Origin of the sequence: Flavobacterium sp., assembly GCF_027531705.1 — a bacterium.
Classification (GTDB): Bacteria; Bacteroidota; Bacteroidia; order Flavobacteriales; family Flavobacteriaceae; genus Flavobacterium.
Map to the genome: position 1 here is coordinate 1 of NZ_JAPZSP010000009.1, position 18,511 is coordinate 18,511.

General features: G+C 31.2%; 17 protein-coding genes. 10 read left to right on the forward strand and 7 right to left on the reverse strand.

The features are described from left to right. The coding region (locus tag O9267_RS04060) for a GTP-binding protein (RefSeq protein ID WP_298176279.1) at positions 1-747 on the reverse strand (747 nt) is incomplete at its 3' end. 241 nt (positions 748-988) lie between these two features. On the opposite strand from O9267_RS04060, the gene O9267_RS04065 reads away from it, so the two are divergent. The 7 genes from O9267_RS04065 to O9267_RS04095 all read left to right on the forward strand — a co-directional run bounded on the left by O9267_RS04065 (position 989) and on the right by O9267_RS04095 (position 10,037). Next, positions 989-2,947 carry a peptidylprolyl isomerase gene (locus O9267_RS04065; RefSeq protein ID WP_298176281.1) on the forward strand — a complete coding sequence of 653 codons (1,959 nt, stop codon included), beginning with the start codon at positions 989-991 and terminating at the stop codon, positions 2,945-2,947. 34 nt (positions 2,948-2,981) lie between these two features. Next, positions 2,982-4,385, forward strand: coding sequence for a peptidylprolyl isomerase (locus O9267_RS04070; protein ID WP_298176283.1), 1,404 nt, complete (start codon positions 2,982-2,984; stop codon positions 4,383-4,385). A 40-nt stretch (positions 4,386-4,425) separates the two neighbouring features. Continuing rightward, positions 4,426-5,379 carry a MoxR family ATPase gene (locus O9267_RS04075; RefSeq protein WP_298176286.1) on the forward strand — a complete coding sequence of 318 codons (954 nt, stop codon included), beginning with the start codon at positions 4,426-4,428 and terminating at the stop codon, positions 5,377-5,379. A 248-nt stretch (positions 5,380-5,627) separates the two neighbouring features. Continuing rightward, the gene (locus tag O9267_RS04080) at positions 5,628-7,889 is read left to right on the forward strand and encodes an aconitate hydratase (protein ID WP_298176289.1); all 2,262 of its coding nucleotides are present in this window, start codon (positions 5,628-5,630) and stop codon (positions 7,887-7,889) included. Positions 7,890-7,972: 83 nt separating this feature from the next. After that, positions 7,973-8,638, forward strand: coding sequence for a Crp/Fnr family transcriptional regulator (locus tag O9267_RS04085; RefSeq protein WP_298176292.1), 666 nt, complete (start codon positions 7,973-7,975; stop codon positions 8,636-8,638). Positions 8,639-8,706: 68 nt separating this feature from the next. Continuing rightward, positions 8,707-9,585: a hypothetical protein gene (locus O9267_RS04090; protein ID WP_298176294.1), complete on the forward strand. Its 879-nt coding sequence runs from the start codon at positions 8,707-8,709 to the stop codon at positions 9,583-9,585. Positions 9,586-9,602: 17 nt separating this feature from the next. Further along, a complete protein-coding gene (locus tag O9267_RS04095; RefSeq protein ID WP_298176297.1) occupies positions 9,603-10,037 on the forward strand; it encodes a DM13 domain-containing protein in 435 nt (144 codons plus the stop codon). A 103-nt stretch (positions 10,038-10,140) separates the two neighbouring features. Here the strand turns inward: O9267_RS04095 and O9267_RS04100 are convergent, their stop codons facing one another. Further along, entirely contained in the window at positions 10,141-10,503 is a 363-nt protein-coding gene (locus tag O9267_RS04100; protein ID WP_298176300.1) for a hypothetical protein, read from the reverse strand. Between the two features lie 263 nt (positions 10,504-10,766). Between O9267_RS04100 and O9267_RS04105 the strand changes: the two genes are divergently transcribed. Beyond that, entirely contained in the window at positions 10,767-12,176 is a 1,410-nt protein-coding gene (locus O9267_RS04105; protein WP_298176302.1) for an amino acid permease, read from the forward strand. A gap of 47 nt (positions 12,177-12,223) precedes the next feature. Here O9267_RS04105 and O9267_RS04110 read toward each other — a convergent pair whose 3' ends face one another. Beyond that, a complete protein-coding gene (locus tag O9267_RS04110) occupies positions 12,224-12,664 on the reverse strand; it encodes a hypothetical protein (RefSeq protein ID WP_298176305.1) in 441 nt (146 codons plus the stop codon). Between the two features lie 126 nt (positions 12,665-12,790). Beyond that, positions 12,791-14,239, reverse strand: coding sequence for a glyceraldehyde-3-phosphate dehydrogenase (locus O9267_RS04115; RefSeq protein WP_298176308.1), 1,449 nt, complete (start codon positions 14,237-14,239; stop codon positions 12,791-12,793). 226 nt (positions 14,240-14,465) lie between these two features. Between O9267_RS04115 and O9267_RS04120 the strand changes: the two genes are divergently transcribed. Together O9267_RS04120 and O9267_RS04125 are read left to right on the forward strand one after the other, a co-directional pair. Continuing rightward, positions 14,466-15,248, forward strand: a complete 783-nt coding sequence (locus O9267_RS04120; protein ID WP_298176310.1) for an ABC transporter ATP-binding protein — start codon at positions 14,466-14,468, stop codon at positions 15,246-15,248. Between the two features lie 60 nt (positions 15,249-15,308). Further along, the gene (locus O9267_RS04125; RefSeq protein WP_298176312.1) at positions 15,309-16,070 is read left to right on the forward strand and encodes a dienelactone hydrolase family protein; all 762 of its coding nucleotides are present in this window, start codon (positions 15,309-15,311) and stop codon (positions 16,068-16,070) included. Positions 16,071-16,079: 9 nt separating this feature from the next. Here O9267_RS04125 and O9267_RS04130 read toward each other — a convergent pair whose 3' ends face one another. Genes O9267_RS04130 through O9267_RS04140 form a run of 3 tightly spaced genes read right to left on the reverse strand, consistent with a single transcriptional unit; the run spans position 16,080 to position 18,469 of the window. Further along, positions 16,080-17,429 (reverse strand): glycosyl hydrolase 53 family protein, encoded by a 1,350-nt coding sequence (locus O9267_RS04130; RefSeq protein ID WP_298176315.1) that lies wholly within the window; start codon positions 17,427-17,429, stop codon positions 16,080-16,082. Then, on the reverse strand, positions 17,430-17,882 hold the full coding sequence (locus O9267_RS04135; RefSeq protein WP_298176318.1) for a tRNA (cytidine(34)-2'-O)-methyltransferase: 453 nt from the start codon (positions 17,880-17,882) through the stop codon (positions 17,430-17,432). 20 nt (positions 17,883-17,902) lie between these two features. Continuing rightward, the gene (locus O9267_RS04140) at positions 17,903-18,469 is read right to left on the reverse strand and encodes a pseudouridine synthase (protein WP_298176321.1); all 567 of its coding nucleotides are present in this window, start codon (positions 18,467-18,469) and stop codon (positions 17,903-17,905) included. Between the last annotated feature and the right edge of the window lie 42 nt (positions 18,470-18,511).

Sequence of the window (18,511 nt, forward strand, 5' to 3'; positions counted from 1 at the left end):
TTGAAGAGTTCCTTTTAAATACTCATCTCTATCAAATTTTGGATAAATTTCGTCAATCATTTCTAATTCTTCACGAAGTTTATCTGCTGGTTTTTGACCAATAATTTTTTCCAATTCAGGATTTTGAACATCAGAGAATGCGATAGTTTCCTCTATGTTTTTGCGACTATCACCGCTAAATAAGTTAATGTTTTGTTCCCAAAGATTATAAATTCCCTGAAAATCATAACCCATTCCTATTGGAAAACTTAGTGGTGTAACATGTAAACCTAGTTTTTGTTCTACTTCATCCATCAAGTCAAAAGCATCTTTTCCTTCACGGTCTAATTTGTTAATGAAAACAATCATCGGAATGTTTCGCATTCTACAAACAGAAACCAATTTTTCGGTTTGTTCCTCAACACCTTTTGCAACATCAATTACAACAATTACACTGTCAACAGCCGTTAAAGTTCTAAAAGTATCTTCGGCAAAATCCTTGTGACCTGGGGTATCCAGAATGTTTATCTTTTTATTTTGATAATTGAAGGCCAAAACCGAAGTCGAAACCGAAATTCCTCTTTGACGCTCAATTTCCATAAAATCGGAAGTAGCTCCTTTTTTAATTTTATTACTTTTTACTGCTCCAGCTTCTTGAATTGCTCCTCCAAAAAGCAACAATTTTTCTGTTAATGTTGTTTTACCAGCATCGGGATGCGAGATAATTCCAAACGTTCTTCTTCTTTCTATTTCTTTTAAAAAACTCATATTTTCTGTAAATGGATTGCAAAAGTAGCAAATTTCAAATGACAAATAGCAAATTCCTATCTCCTAACTCCAAACTTCTTATTCCCAACACCCAACTTTATGTTGCTTTTTTGTTAATAAATTTTTGTTAATAGTAAAGGCTATTGTTGTTTAATGCGTTTGAATTGTTATTTTTGTTGGCTTTTAATTAGCAAATAGAAATTTATTTAATACAAAAGATTTAATTTTAATATAAATGAAAATGAAGCAGTTGTTTTTAGGAGTTTTACTTTCCTTAAATTTAATTAGTTACGCACAAAAAAACACTAAAGAAGTTTTATTTACAGTTGATAATACACCGTATTACACCGACGAATTTTCAAGAGTTTATAATAAGAATTTAGATTTAGTTAAGGATGAGTCTCAAAAAGATTTGAACCAATACCTTGAGTTATTTGTTGGTTATAAGCTAAAAATCAATAAAGCAAACAAATTAGGTTTGCAAAATGGTGAAAACTACAAAAACGAATTAAAAACATACAGAACGCAACTTTCTAAAAATTATTTGTCTGATTCTAAGGTAACTAAAGAACTTGTTGAAGAAGGTTATAATCGTTCTTTAAAAGAAGTTAAAGCTTCACATATTCTTATAACCGTTGAGGAAAATGCTTCTCCAGAAGATACATTGGCTGCTTACAATAAAATTAAAGACATCAGAGAAAGAGTTGCAAAAGGAGAAGATTTTGGAACACTTGCGCAACAATTTTCACAAGATCCATCTGCTAAAGAAAACAAAGGTAACTTGGGTTATTTTTCGGCTTTCAGAATGATTTATCCTTTTGAATCGGCTGCTTATAAAACGCCAGTTGGTAAAGTTTCAAATCCAGTAAGAACTCGTTTTGGTTATCATATTATTAAAGTTGAAGACATTCGTGACAATCGTGGTGAAGTTTCGGTTGCTCACATAATGGTTCTAAATCCTGAAAAACCTGAAGATGCACCAACTGCCAAAACTAAGATTGATGATATTTATAAAAAATTAAATCAAGGCGAAAGTTTTGAAAGTTTGGCTAAACAATTTTCAGAAGACAAATCTTCTTCTTCTAAAGGTGGCGAATTAAATCGTTTTGGTTCAGGACAATTAAGTTCTGAGGAATTTGAAAATATTGCTTTTGGTTTAACAACTAAAGGTCAAATTTCTGAGCCTTTTCAAAGTAAATATGGTTGGCATATTGTAAAATTGCTAGAGAAATTTTCAATGAAGACGCTTGAAGAAATGAAATCGGAGTTGGAAAATAAAGTTAGTAAAGACGATCGTTCAAGATTGATTACTAATTCTTTAACTGAAAAATTAAAAGTTAAATATCCAATAAAATTAGATAAAAAAGTCTATGCAAATGCTGTAAAAGCGGTTACTGACAGTGTTTATACTAGCAAGTGGGATTTGCCAAAAGAAACCAAACTATATGATGGAAAACTTTTTGCAATAAAAGAAAAAACGGTTACTGGAACTGATTTCTTGAATTTTATCAAAATTAATCAAAAATCGGCTAGCAAAATCAAACCTGTTTCTAAATGGGTTGATAACGTTTATGGTAAATTTGTTGACGATCAATTAAACGCTTATTATAACAATAATCTTGAAAATGAATTTCCAGATTTTGCAAATGTAATGGAAGAATACCGTGATGGTTTATTGCTTTTTGACTTGATGGACAAAGAAATTTGGGAAAAATCAAAAACGGATACAGTTGGTTTGAACGCTTTTTATGAAGCAAGAAAAAATAATTACATGTGGAAAAACCGTTATGATGTAGTTATTATTTCTTCAACCAAAATGGATTTTATTAAAAAAGCACATAAATTGGCAAAAGCTAATGTTTCTGCTGATAAAATTAAAGAGCAATTAAATCCAAAAGATAAAGTTGAAGTAATGTCAAATGCTGGTGTGTTTGAAGAAGGAAATGATGCGTTGCCTAAAAATGTAAAATTAGAAGAAGGTGTTTCAGAAATTATTCAGGATGGAGAACATTATTTTGTTGTAAAAGTAAATAAAGTACTTCCAGCTGGCCCAAAAACACTTGAAGAATGTAAAGGAAAAGCTATCAATGATTACCAACAATATTTGGAACAAAACTGGGTTGGAGAATTGAAAAAAGAATTTGCAGTAAAGGTAAATAAGGATGTTTTTGAAAAAGTAAAACAACAATTAAAAAAATAATTAGCAATTAATTTAGTTGCTTTAAAATAAACGTATGAAATTCAATAATATTAAAAATTTCCTAATCGCTTTTGCGTTGCTATTGACCAATCTTTCAATTGTTGCTCAAGAAGTTGTTACCGATACTGTAAAAAAACAAACTGTCTTTTCTGGAAAAAAGCAAAAAATTGACGGGATTATTGCAACAGTTGGTGACTATCTTATATTAGATTCTGATATTGACAAATCTTTTTTAGAGCTTACAAGTCAAGGAAATTCTGTTAAAGATATTACTCGTTGTCAAATGTTAGGAAAGTTACTTGAAGATAGATTGTATGCACATCAAGCAGTTCAAGATAGTATTATTGTTACCGATGCTGAAGTAAAAACGAAACTAGAAGAACAACTTGGATATATGGTTGAACAATTGGGTTCAATGGAAAAAACGATTGCTTATTTCAAAAAGAATTCGGAAGAAGATTTCAGAGCTGATTTGTCTGAAATTATCAAAATGAATAAACTTACTTCTGAAATGCAACGTAAAATTGTTGATGAAGTTACGATTACACCTGAAGAAGTTAGAAATTTTTACAAAAAAATTCCGGAAAACGAAAGACCAACTTTTGGTGCTGAAGTAGAAGTTTCTCAAATTGTAATCAATCCAAAAATTACTGATGAAGACAAGCAAAAAGTAATTGATAAACTAAAACAATTTAAGAAAGAAGTTCTTGAAGGTTCAAGTTTTGCTACCAAAGCGGTTTTATATTCGCAAGATCCAGGCTCAAGTACGAATGGTGGTTATTATAAAATGAATCGCAGAACGCCTTTTGTCAAAGAATTTAAAGATGTAGCGTTTAGTCTTGCAGAAGGTGAAATCTCTGAACCATTTGAAACTACTTATGGTTTTCATATCATAATGATTGATAAAATAAAAGGTCAAGAAGTAGAATTACGTCACATATTATTATCGCCAAATGTTACTGACCAAGCATTGAAAGATGCTAAAGAAAAAATTATTCAAATTAAGAAGAAAATTGAGAATAAAGAAATCACTTTTGCTGATGCAGCAAGAGCAGAATCTGACGAAAAAGAGACAAAAGCTAATGGTGGTGTTTTGATAAATCCTAAAACACAAGATACCAAGTTTGAATTGACAAAAATGGATCCAAGTTTTTATTCACAAGTTTCCAACCTTAAAACAGGAGATGTTTCTAATCCAATTATTGATACAGATCAATCTCAAAAGAAAAAATATAAAATAGTTACTGTTACCAATAAAATTGACGAGCACGCAGCAGATTATGCTAAAGATTATTTAAAAATTAAAGAGTTAGCTTTGAAAGAAAAACAAATCAACGCTATCGCTAAATGGTCTGAAGAAAAAATTAAAGAAACTTACGTAAAAATAAACAACGAATATAGAGATTGTGAATTTGCCAACAATTGGCTTAAAAAGTAACTTTATATCTAATATTTAAAATCTAATATCTACTATAAGAATGTCCGACGTAACAGCAATACAAAATCTAGTTCAGAAAAGAATTGAGCTTAAAAAAGAGATTTCAAAAATAATTGTAGGTCAAGACGATGTTGTTGATCAGATTTTATTGAGTATTTTTTCTGGTGGACACGCTTTGTTAGTTGGTGTTCCTGGATTGGCAAAAACCTTAATGGTTAATACTATTTCGCAAGCATTAGGTTTGGATTTTAAACGAATTCAATTTACACCAGATTTAATGCCTTCTGATATTTTAGGAAGTGAAATTTTGGATGAAAATCGTCAATTCAAATTTATAAAAGGACCAATTTTTTCCAATATAATTTTAGCTGATGAGATTAACAGAACGCCACCAAAAACGCAAGCTGCTTTACTAGAAGCTATGCAAGAGCGTGCCGTTACTATTGCTGGGCAAAATTACAAATTGGATTTACCTTATTTCGTTTTAGCAACACAAAACCCAATTGAACAAGAAGGAACTTATCCGTTGCCAGAAGCGCAATTAGACCGTTTTATGTTTGCCATTAAGTTAGATTATCCATCATTTGAAGAAGAAGTTCAAGTTGTAAAAAGTACTACTTCTGATGCTAAACCAACTATAAATCCTCTTTTTACTGGGCAAGAAATTATCGATTTCCAGCATTTAATTCGTAGAATTCCTGTTGCTGATAATGTGATAGAATATGCTGTTACATTGGTTGGAAAAACGAGACCAAATTCACCATTATCAAATGAATATGTAAATAATTATTTAGATTGGGGTGCTGGACCAAGAGCTTCACAAAATTTAATTTTGGCAGCTAAAGCAAATGCAGCTTTCAACGGAAAATTTTCTCCTGATATTGAAGATGTAAAAGCTGTTTCAGTTGGAATTCTGAGACATAGAATTATAAAAAACTACAAAGCTGACGCCGAAGGAATTACCGAAGAAATGATTATCGAAAAGTTGATGTGATTTCAAACTATATTGAATAAAACTCCTAAGAACAATGATTGTTTTTAGGAGTTTTTTGTTTTATAAATTCAATCAAAATTTAACAATTATCAATTTTTGCTTCTTAAAATAAGATTTTGATAAAAATCATCTTGCTAAATTCTCGTTTTCGTAAATTATTTATTGAAATAAAGATATTTGGCTAAAAATTTTTTAATGGTATAACGTTTTCGTAAATTCGCACTGCAAACATTAAAAACAAATTTATCATGGCTTTTGATATTGAAATGATTAAAAAAGTTTATGGAACTATGGCTGAACGTGTAGATAAAGCACGTGAACTAGTTGGTCGTCCATTGACACTTTCAGAAAAGATTTTATATTCTCACTTATGGGAAGGAACGCCTTCTCAAGCTTTTTCAAGAGGAAAAGATTATGTTGATTTCGCTCCAGATAGAGTTGCTTGCCAAGACGCAACGGCTCAAATGGCATTATTGCAATTTATGCACGCTGGAAAGAAAACAGTTGCTGTTCCAACAACAGTTCACTGTGACCATTTAATTCAAGCAAAAGTAGGTGCAACTACCGATTTAGCTGTAGCTAATTCACAATCAAAAGAAGTTTTTGATTTTCTTTCTTCTGTTTCTAATAAATATGGAATTGGTTTTTGGAAACCAGGTTCAGGAATTATCCACCAAATTGTTTTAGAAAATTATGCATTTCCAGGTGGAATGATGATTGGTACCGATTCACATACTGTAAACGCAGGTGGATTGGGTATGTTAGCGATTGGTGTTGGTGGTGCAGATGCAGTTGATGTAATGTCTGGAATGTCTTGGGAATTAAAATTTCCAAAATTGATTGGAGTTAAATTGACCGGAAAATTAAACGGTTGGACTGCTCCAAAAGACGTTATTCTGAAAGTGGCTGATATTCTTACTGTAAAAGGAGGAACTGGTGCAATTGTTGAATATTTTGGTGAAGGTGCAACCAATATGTCATGTACCGGAAAAGGTACAATCTGTAACATGGGTGCTGAAATTGGAGCGACAACTTCAACATTTGGTTATGATGATTCGATGAGAAGATATTTAGCTTCAACTGGTCGTCAAGATGTTGTAGATGCTGCCGATAAAGTTGCTGATTATTTAACAGGTGATGCTGAAGTTTATGCAGATCCAAATAAATATTTTGATCAAGTTATCGAAATCAATTTATCTGAATTAGAACCACATATTAACGGACCATTTACACCAGATAGAGGAACACCAGTTTCTAAAATGAAAGAAGAAGCGGCGAAAAATGATTGGCCTCTTAAAGTAGAATGGGGATTAATTGGTTCATGTACAAATTCATCTTATGAAGATATGGCTCGTGCTGCCTCTATTGTAGAACAAGCAGTAGCTCACGGAATTACTCCAAAAGCTGAATTCGGAATCAATCCAGGTTCTGAGCAAATTCGTTATACTATTGAAAGAGACGGCATTATCGCTACTTTCGAAAAAATGGGAACAAAAGTATTTACCAATGCATGCGGACCTTGTATAGGACAATGGGATAGAGAAGGAGCAGATAAAGGTGAAAAAAATACTATTGTTCACTCGTTCAACAGAAATTTCTCAAAACGTGCTGATGGAAACCCAAATACACATGCTTTTGTAACGTCTCCAGAAATGGTCGCTGCATTGGCAATTTCAGGTGATTTGTCTTTTAATCCATTAACAGATACTTTATTGAATGACAAAGGAGAAGCTGTAAAATTAAATCCTCCAACAGGTGATGAATTGCCAAAAAGAGGTTTTGATGTTGATGATAATGGTTTTCAAGCACCTGCAGCAGATGGTAGTGGAGTAGTAGTTGCTGTTTCTGAAACTTCTGATAGATTGCAACTTTTAGCACCTTTTGATGCTTGGGATGGGAAAAATATTTCAGGAGCAAAACTTTTAATAAAAGCATTCGGAAAATGTACAACCGACCATATTTCTATGGCTGGACCATGGTTACGTTTCCGTGGGCATTTAGATAATATTTCTAATAATATGTTGATTGGTGCAGTAAATGCTTATAACCATGAAGCTAACAAAGTTAAAAACCAATTAACGGGTGAATATGCTGCTGTTCCTGCTGTTGCAAGAGCTTACAAAGCGGCTGGCGTTCCATCTATTGTGGTTGGAGATCAAAACTATGGTGAAGGTTCATCACGTGAGCATGCAGCGATGGAGCCACGTTTCTTAGGTGTAAAAGCGGTTTTAGTGAAATCGTTTGCTCGTATTCACGAAACTAATTTGAAAAAACAAGGTATGTTGGCATTAACGTTTGCTAACGAAGCTGATTATGATAAAATTCAAGAAAATGATACTATCAATTTCTTAGATTTAACAGAATTTGCACCTGGAAAACCATTGACATTAGAATTTGTTCATGCTGATGGTTCAAAAGATATAATTTTGGCAAATCATACTTATAACGAAAGCCAAATTGGTTGGTTTGTAGCGGGTTCTGCCTTAAACCTAATTGCTGCCAATGCTTAATTAATTGGTTAGTAATACATTTTTGCAAATGTAAACTCCTAGGGAAACTTAGGAGTTTTTTTTATATATTTGAAAAAAAAGACATGAAAGCACTTTGGTTTTTTGAAAATATTAATCTTTTTAATTTTTTATGTCCTCATAAATATTCTGAGTTTTCGGCTAATCATACTTTTTTAGACTATAAAAAAGGTGATTATATATATTCTGAAGATGATAAATCGGATAAGGTTTTTTTAATCAATTCAGGAAAAGTTAAAATTGGATTTATAAATAGTGATGGAGATGAGATTGTTTCTGCTTTTTTAGGTAAAGGTGAAATTTTTGGTGAAAAATCTATTTTTGATGATTTGTCTAGAAATGAATTTGCACAAGCAGTTGAAGATAATACCTCAATTTGTGCAGTTTCACAAACCGAAATGAGTGAAATGCTTAAGAATAATTCAGATTTTAGTTTGAGTATTTACAAATTTATAGGTTATAAATTCAAAAAATTAGAGAGAAGAATACAAATACTACTATATAAAGATACCAAAACTAGATTGAAAGAATTCATTAATGAGTTAGCAGAAGATTTTGGAATCAGTAAACCCAATAATAATACTGTTGAAATTAAACATCCATATTCTCAAAAAGAAATAGCTTTGCTGATTGGTACTTCGCGACCTACATTAAATGTCATGATGAATGAATTGAAAAATGAGAATTATTTGGATTTTGATAGAAAACTAATAATCTTAAAAAAAAGATAAATTTGTTTTTTTTGTTAGATAACTTACACTTTGTTGATTCAATAAATAGTATTTTCGAAATAAAAAATATGAAAAAGTTTATTTTAGGTGCTGTTTTAATCTTATCAATTAGTTTGTATGGTCAAGGATGTAGTGATGCTGGTTTTTGTACAGTCAGTAATTTTCAAGCAAATTTATCCGACACTATTTCAAGGAATAATTCTATTAGGTTTGGTTCCAATATTGGTTTTGCCGATAATGACGTAATTGTGTTTGGTTCTTATTTGCAATACAATAGAATGTTATCAAATAGTGTAGATTTTGATTTTAAAGTGAATTATACAAATCAATCTGCTAATGGTATTTCTTCTTCAGCACTGTCTGATGTTTTTTTGACTGCAAATTTTAAGATTGCTAAAACATTCAAAGTAACCACTGGTGTTAAAGTCCCATTAACTGATGGTAATTTAACATACAACGGACAATTTCTACCAATGGATTATCAGCCTAGTTTAGGAACACTAGATTTAATAATTGGAGCTTCTAAGAAAATAGACAAGTGGAATTTTGCACTCGCATTACAACGACCTTTAACTCAAAATGATAATAAATTTATAGCACCAAATGGAAGCGATTTTTTTTCAACTAATAAGTTTGTTCGAGCTGGCGATTTGCTTTTTAGAACCAGTTATTTATTTGTCTTAAATGAAAAATTAACTTTGAGTCCAAGTGTTTTGCCAATATATCATTTAGTCGAGGATAAATATACTGATATTAATGGAGTTCAGAAAAACATTGAAAACTCTAGTGGATTGACTATAAATCTAAATTCTTATTTAAACTACAGATTAAATGATGCTAGTGGATTAGAATTTAGCATAGGATTTCCAACTATTGTTAGAGAGTCTAGACCTGATGGTTTGACAAGAGGATTAGTAGCCAATTTAGAATACAAAATTAAATTTTAACCTTAAATTATTTAGTCATGATTACATTTAAAAAAGCAATTTTTAAGTTAGTTAGTCTAACTTTACTAGTAGTTTTGTTAAGTTCTTGTTCATCGGATGTTGACAATGCAAATGCAACAATAACACCAACACCAACCGCATCTTTGTACAAAGGAAGCTTTGTGTCAGCTGTACATCCAACAAGTGGGATCGCGGCAATAAATACTGATAAAACTATGTTGACATTCACAAGTTTTATGTCAGATAATGGACCGAATTTAGATATTTATTTAGTTTCAGATTTATCTAATGTAAACGCAGCTTTTATAAATCTTGGCGATATTAAAGGATTAAATGGATCTTATTCTTATGATTTGCCAGCAAATATTGACATTACAGTTTATAAACATGTTGTTGTTTGGTGCTCAGATTTTAATGTTAATTTCGGATATGCAACTCTAGTTAAACAATAAAATCAATTAAACATTAAATTAATTAACTGAAAATATTTATTATAAAAAAACGCTTAATATTTCTATTAAGCGTTTTTACAAAAAACTATATCAAACAAACTATTTACTCCGAGACTTCCACGAGGCCATCTTGCCATTCTACTCTATCATATCTAAAATCAACTGATGTTAATGTGCCTTTTTTCTTAACGGTATAGGTTCCAGTTATTTTAGCTTTATCGCCTTCAATTGTGATTACGCCATTCTTTTTATTCTTGTTTTGTTGGTAATACGAAAACAATTTTTTTGCTATTTCTTCTTTTATTGTAACTTTTGATTGAAATGTACTGATAATGATAGTTTCTTTATCATTTTTGGCAATTAATTCGATTCCGTTTTGTCCGTATTTGTATTTTACAGGAGTTGATTTTGATTGCGATAACGCAAATTGGCTTACAAGAAAGCACAAGAATACAATTTTTTTCATAGCATTAGTAGGTTTTTGTCTTTAGATAGATTTGGGGAAAATATCTAAATGGTTATTTTGTTTCTTTTGGTTGAACAATATTAGCAAAAAGAACGATTAAATAGCAAATAAAATCGATGAAATACATAAAAATATTTATTTGTAATATAAAAAACTTACATAAATATATTTTAGATGTGCTTTTTAATGAAAAGAAACTATTATTTTAGCAATTTGGCTATTATTTAAAAATACATATCTTTATAAACCAAAAAACAAAAAAAATGGAACAGCAAAATCAAAATAATTTTAAAAGAGAACTCGGATTGTTAGATGGAACAATGCTAGTAATCGGCTCGATGATCGGATCAGGAATTTTTATAGTAAGTTCAGACATTGCAAGACAAGTTGGATCATCTGGTTGGTTAACTTTAGTTTGGATAATTTCTGGTATAATAACTATGATTGCTGCTGTTAGTTATGGTGAATTAAGCGCCATGTTTCCTAATGCTGGTGGACAATATGTGTATTTAAAAGAAGCCTATAACAAACTAATAGCTTTTTTATATGGTTGGAGTTTTTTTGCAGTTATTCAAACTGGAACGATAGCTGCGGTTGGTGTTGGTTTTTCCAAGTTTGCGGCTTATATAATTCCTGCTTTAAGTGATGAAAATATCTTGATGGATTTGGGTGCTTTCAAATTAAATGCTGCTCAAATAGTTTCAATTATAACAATCGTTTTTTTGACTTATCTTAATAGTCGAGGTGTTAAGAATAGTAAAATGTTGCAAACAGTTCTTACTGTTATTAAAATTCTTTCATTATTTGGATTGTTAGTTTTCGGATTTATTTTAGCTGCCAAAGCAGAAATATGGAATGCCAATTGGGCCGATGTTTGGACACCAAAATCGTTTGATAAAGTAACAACTTCTTGGTTACCAATTTCAGGAATGGCATTAGTATCTGGAATTGCCGCAGCGATGGTAGGTTCTTTGTTTTCTAGTGATGCTTGGAATGGTGTAACTTTTATTGCTGGCGAAATCAAAAATCCTAAGAAAAATGTTGGTTTAAGTCTTTTTTTGGGAACATTAACAGTAAGTATTATATACGTATTAGTAAACTTGATGTACTTAGCTGTAATTCCTTTTGACGAAATCGCAACTGCAAAATCGGATAGGGTAGCAGTAGTAGCTTCTGAATATATTTTTGGAAATGTTGGAACTTTAATTATCGCAATAATGATTATGATTTCGACTTTTGCTTGCAATAACGGATTGATTATGGCTGGTGCTCGTGTTTATTATACCATGGCAAAAGATGGACTTTTCTTTAAAAAAGCGGCAAATTTAAACGATGCAAGTGTGCCAGCTTGGGCTTTATGGGCACAATGTGTTTGGGCTTCTTTTTTATGTTTGACGGGTAAATATGGTGATTTGTTAGATTTTGTAATTATCATTGTTTTAATATTTTACATATTAACAATCTACGGAATATTTATTCTTCGTAAAAAAATGCCTGATGCCGAAAGACCATATAAAGCCTTTGGCTATCCATTTTTACCAATGGTTTATATTATAGTTGCAAGTGCAATTTCTATAGCATTATTGGTGACCAAAACTAGCACTTGTGGTTGGGGAGTTTTGATTATGTTGGTCGGAATTCCTGTTTATTATTTAGTCAAAGAGAAAGAATAGTTTCTTAAGAGATAAAAATAGTTATGGGTAAAATCATTTTTTCTATTTTAAGAATGCCAAATTTTCTCCCAATTTTTTTTATTCTTTTTTAAATCTTCATCAGTTGAAAATAGAATATTGTTTTCAATGTAAATTTTGAGTCCATTTATAGTAACAATTTCGGTATCTCCATTATAAGAAATATTGCAGCAAATTTCTTCATTCCATATTTCATTCCAAATTTCTGAAAGGATGAAATGTGCTGCAATTCCTTTATTTTGATTATCTAAAATTTTGATTAAATCAGGAGTAATTTCTTTTCCAATTTTGATAATTTTTTTATTTTCATCGCCTTTAATTCTTGGAGAAATTGTTTTTACTAAAAGTAAATAAGCATCTTTATTATTGATTTTTTGGACTAAAGAATCAATTGCTCTTGTTTGACCAAAACTAGTGTTGCCCCAAATGAGAGCGATGCCTAAAATTGAAATTTTTGATAAGTTTTTCATGTTTTTTCTAAATGGAATTAATTACTAATTTTAGAATGTTTATATCTACAAAAAGTAAATGTATAAAAAAATCCGTCAAGTTATTGAACAAGACGGATTTTCCAATTATTGAAACTCTAAAATCTATTAATAATAAGTATAGCGTCTTACTTTAGCAATATATTTTGCCAAACGAATTACTTGGTGGCTATAACCATATTCATTGTCATACCAAATGTATAAAACAATATTTTTTCCATCTCCAGAAACAATCGTAGCGTTACTATCATAAATAGAAGGAGCAGAAGTACCAACAATATCTGAAGAAACTAATTCGTTGTTTAGCGAATATTTAATTTGCTCAACCAAATCGCCTTCAAGAGCATATTTTTTCATAATAGCGTTGATTTCATCAACCGAAGTTTCTCTTCCAACTTCAAGATTTAAAACCACCAACGAACCATTTGGAACTGGCACACGAATAGCATTTGAAGTTAATTTTCCTGCTAAACTTGGTAATGCTTTTGCAACAGCACTTCCAGCTCCAGTTTCGGTAATAACCATGTTTAGAGCGGCAGCACGACCACGACGGTATTTTTTGTGCATATTGTCAACCAAATTTTGGTCGTTTGTATAAGCATGAATGGTTTCCAAATGACCTTTCACAACGCCTAATGTATCTTCAATTGCTTTTAAAACTGGTGTGATGGCATTTGTAGTACAAGAAGCAGCTGAGAAAATATTCACTTCATCAGGATTGTAATCGTTTTGGTTAACACCATGAACAATATTTGGAACACCTTTTCCTGGTGCTGTTAGTAAAACTTTGTCAACACCTTTGCTTGTTAAATGTCTTGCCAATGCCTCTTGTGTTGTGAAAGCTCCAGTATTATCAATAACTAAGGCATTATCAAAACCATATTGAGTATAGTCAATTTCTTCAGGAGCATTTGCTGTTATGATGTGAACAGTGGTTCCGTTTATTATCAGAGCATTGTTAGCAACATCAGCTACAACTGAACCTTCAAAATCACCATGAATGGAATCATAACGTAGTAAGGAAGCTCTCTTTTCTAATGAAACTGCATCGTTTTTATCACGAGTTACTATGGCACGAAGACGTAATTGTGTTCCTTTTCCCATTTTAGACATTAATTCTCTTGCCAATAAACGACCGATTCGACCAAATCCGTACAAAACAACATCTTTTGGTTTGTTGGTATGGAATTCTTTTGCGTCTTTTAATTTGTTAATGACAAAACCTCTAGCGTTGTTATAATGGTTTTCTTCTAAATGAAATTCATAAGTAAGTTTTCCAATATCAAGTTTAGAAGGTGGTAAATCTGATGTTAGGATTGCTTTTGCAATTTCAACCGAATCGAAAACTGAAATAGGTTTTCCAACAAATTCTCCAGCATATTCATGCAAATTGATAATGTCGCTTACATTTAGGTTAATCATTTGATTTCTGAACAGCACAATCTCAATTGATTTGTCGTACCATAAATCGCTAATAATTTTGATTAACTCAACAGCAGCGCGCCTTCTGTCGGCTTGAAAAGAAACTTCTTTTTCGTATAAATTAATGTTTGTCATGTAAAATGTATAAAATTGTTAGTGTTGTTTTATAATTTTGGCGCAAAAATATAAAATAATAACGATTCACGAAAACGATTTCGTAATAATTTTTTATTAAAAATAAAGAAAAGAAAAGCAATTAAAAATTCAATAACTAAAAACTTCAATATTCAAAAACAGTAGCTTTTTTAATTTAAATGGATAACTTTGTAAACGCCGTAAATAGGTAATTTTCACAAACTAAATGAGTAACAATACTATTCTTTCCGCTTCAAGTTTATCCATTGGTTATCTTACCAAAAAGGAGAAAGTTGTTGTTGCTTCTGATTTAAATTTAAATTTGCATGCTGGAAAACTTATAAGTTTGGTTGGTGCAAACGGAATTGGAAAATCTACTTTATTACGAACGCTTTGCGGAATTCATAGGCCCATTGCTGGAATTGTTTCTTTAAATGACAAAGATATTCAAACCTTTGAACCATTAACTTTAGCACAAAATTTAAGTTTGGTTCTAACCGAAAAATTGCCACCAAGTAATTTGACCGTTTTTGAATTAATTGCATTAGGTAGACAACCTTATACCAATTGGTTAGGAAAATTATCCGAAGAAGATTTAGAAAAAGTTAATCAAGCGATGCAACTCACACAAATTGAAAACTTGGCTAACAAAAAGCATTTTGAAATTAGCGATGGTCAACTTCAAAAAGTCTTAATTGCCAGAGCATTGGCACAAGATACGCCGTTAATAATTCTTGATGAACCAACCACGCATTTGGATTTACTTCACAAAGTTTCTGTTTTTAAATTATTGAAAAAATTGTCAAAAGAAACCAATAAATGTATTCTATTTTCAACTCACGACATTGATTTAGCCATTCAACTTTCGGACGAAATGATTGTTATGACTGAAAACAATGTTGTTCAAGATGAACCTTGTAATTTGATTTCAAAAAGTGTTTTCAATTCACTTTTTAAAGATGAAAATATTGATTTTGATTCAACTAAAGGAACATTCATTATCAAATAATTATGATTTGTTTCACGTAGTAATCAATTTAGAATTGTTATTTTTATAAAAATTTAAACAATGAAAAATTTACTTACACTATTCTCTATTATAATAATGACTTTTACTTATGCACAAAAAATGGTTTCATATTCTGATGGAAATCAAAAATTAGAGGGTATTTTAGATATTCCCGAAAATAAAATTGCTAATGGAAATGCTGTTTTACTACTGCCAGCATGGATGGGAATTGACAACAACGCAAAAGAAAATGCTAATGAACTTGCAAAATTAGGTTACCTAACTTTTGTTGCCGACATATACGGAATTGATAAAAGACCAACTAATCCATCAGAAGCTGGAAAGATTGCTGGCTATTATAAAACAAATATCAAGGAATATCAAAACAGAATTCAGCTTGCTCTTGAACAACTTATCAAAGCTGGAGCTAATCCTAACAAAGTTGCTGTTATAGGATATTGTTTTGGTGGAACTGGTGCTATTGAAGCGGCAAGAACAAACATGAAAGTTTGCGGTGTAGTTTCATTTCATGGTGGATTAGGTAGAGATGTCACTAGAACCATAGAAGCTATTTCTCCAAAAGTTTTAGTGCTTCACGGAGCCGATGATTTTTTTGTTCCAGAAACTGAAATTAAAGCTTTTCAAGACGAAATGAGAACCGCAAAAGCAGATTGGCAAATGGTATACTATGCAAATTCGGTACATGCTTTTACACACAAAGATGCTGGAAATGATAATAGCAAAGGTGCAGCTTACAATGAAAAAGCCGCTAAAAGATCTTGGCAAGCAATGAAAGATTTCTTTGATGAAATTTTTAAATAAGCCTAGTAATTATTCTACAATAATTTTTTTTACAATTTTCTGATCTTCAACATAAAAAGAAATAAAATAAACACCCGTTTTTAATTCAGAAATAGAAATTTTATTTTCAATAAGTTTAGTTTTTGAAATTATTCTTCCAGATATATCCAAAATGGAGATTGACGTACCATTTTGAACTTCAAGTACTGTAACTTCCGTCTTTGCAGGATTTGGAAAAACTTGAATTCTATTTAGTTTTGACTCATTTACACCAAGAGAATTACAAAAATCAAAAACATCAAAAATGGGTAAAGCTTGATTATTGTCAGAAAAATTAAAAAAACTCAAGTTTTCGTATGACGAACCTTGTCCCCATAAATCGCATAAAGATGAAGAAATCCAATTTGGCTCCCAGTATAAAACACCTTTTCCACCGGCATTATAAACTGTAGTTGTTAAATCAGAAAAAAACTGTTTTTGTCCTTGTGGGTTTACAGGATAAGACAAATTTCCATACGTATTAATAATATTTGAATAACTATCACTACTACTAGTTGTCCAAGGAACACCCGTTTCAAAAATCATTACATCTTTGTTATAGGTTGTTTTTAAAGTAGTTATTAAGTTTTCTAATTGAGATAAATTGGTAAAATTAGACCATTCAGGATAAAAAGATATTCCAATAATATCATAATTTGTAATGTTGTTTTCAGAAAACAAACCTGCCAACCATAAAGTTGTGTTATCAGTAAAATGAACTGCTTTTTTAATTGTTGTAGCATTTGCAACATTAAAATCGTCAACTGCCGAAAAAGCAATATTGAATTTTGAAGCATCTTCTGGCCAAGACCAACCATCAGTGGTACTCACATTATCAATAAATCCCCAAGTTGTTTCATTACCAATTGCAACAATATCGGGCGTTACATTTTGATTTTTTAATTTTTCTAAAGTTGAAAAAGTGTAATTATAAATTGAATCTAATAGAATCGCTCCAGAAAGACCAGCCCAAGCTTGAGGTCTTTTTTGTTTGCCTGGATCATTAAAATAATCGCCATAATGAATAGCCAACTTTAATTTCATTCCTTGTGCTTTGGCATTTGTAAAACCTAAAACGACATCATCAATAGTATTTGCCGAAATTGGATTTCCGCAGCTATTAACATTATTTTTTGGCGTATGGAACAAGCGCATTCTTGCCATATTTGCCCCTTTTTCTGCAAAAAGTTCATATGGGTTTACAACAGTATTATTTGCATCTCTATAGATTCCTCCATTGGAAATCACAGTATTTGTGTATGACAAATCTGCTCCAACAATAAAGCATTGAGCGCTTATTTTGATTGAAAAAAGAAAAAGAATTAAAATTAAATTTTTCATTTATTTCAAATTAATCTGTCTTTTTGCTTCACCAACAACAAAAGCAACAGAATTAGCAATGTTAAAACTACGAATTAAATTTGACATTGGAATAGTTAAATGATTTTCAAATTTAGCTAAAACTTCTTTTGATAATCCAACGCTTTCTTTACCAAAAACCAACCAATCGCCATCTTGAAATTGATTTTCATATATCGATTTTGTGGCGTGTGAACTCATCAAGAAAACTCTTGATTTATCTGGAATTTGATTCATCCATTCTTCAACATTTTGATATTCGGTTACATCAAGATGAATCCAATAATCCAAACCTGAACGTTTTAGATTTTTATCATTTATGACAAATCCAAAAGGATGAATTAAGTGCAAACGACTTTCTGTTCCAACGCACAAACGACCTATGTTTCCAGTGTTATTTGGTATTTCGGGTTCTACTAAAACTATGTTTAACATTTTTTTATTGTATAATGTATTTATAATTCAAAATCAGAAACTTCTAAAACTTCTCCAGCTTTTAAATCGTTTAGATATTGATTTCCAACTCTAACTCGAACCAATCGCAAGGTTGGAAATCCAACGGCTGAAGTCATTTTTCTTACTTGTCTAAACTTGCCTTCGTTGATAGTTATTGTTATCCATGAAGTTGGTCCGTGACGTTCGTCTCTTATCTTTTTTCCGCGTTCACCAAATTCAGGATTAGCTTTTAATATTGCTGCTTGGCATTTTCGAGTTATATATTTTTTCCCATTGAAACCAATTTCAACACCATTTTTTAATTTCTCAATCGCATCTTGATTGATAATGCCATCCACTTGAACGTAGTATTCTTTTTCAACTTTTTTGCTACGAACAATTTCACTCATCATTCCGTCGGTTGTCAACAAAAGTAACCCTTCCGAATCTTCATCTAACCTTCCAATCGCCATAATTCCTTCAGGAAAATTATATAATTCTCCTAACAACTTTTTATTGCGCTTTAATTCATATTTAAATTGCGACAAATAGCCGTAAGGTTTATGAATAAGGTAATGTTGATGCATCTTTTTTACAAAAATAAAAAGACTGCCGTAAATGACAGTCTT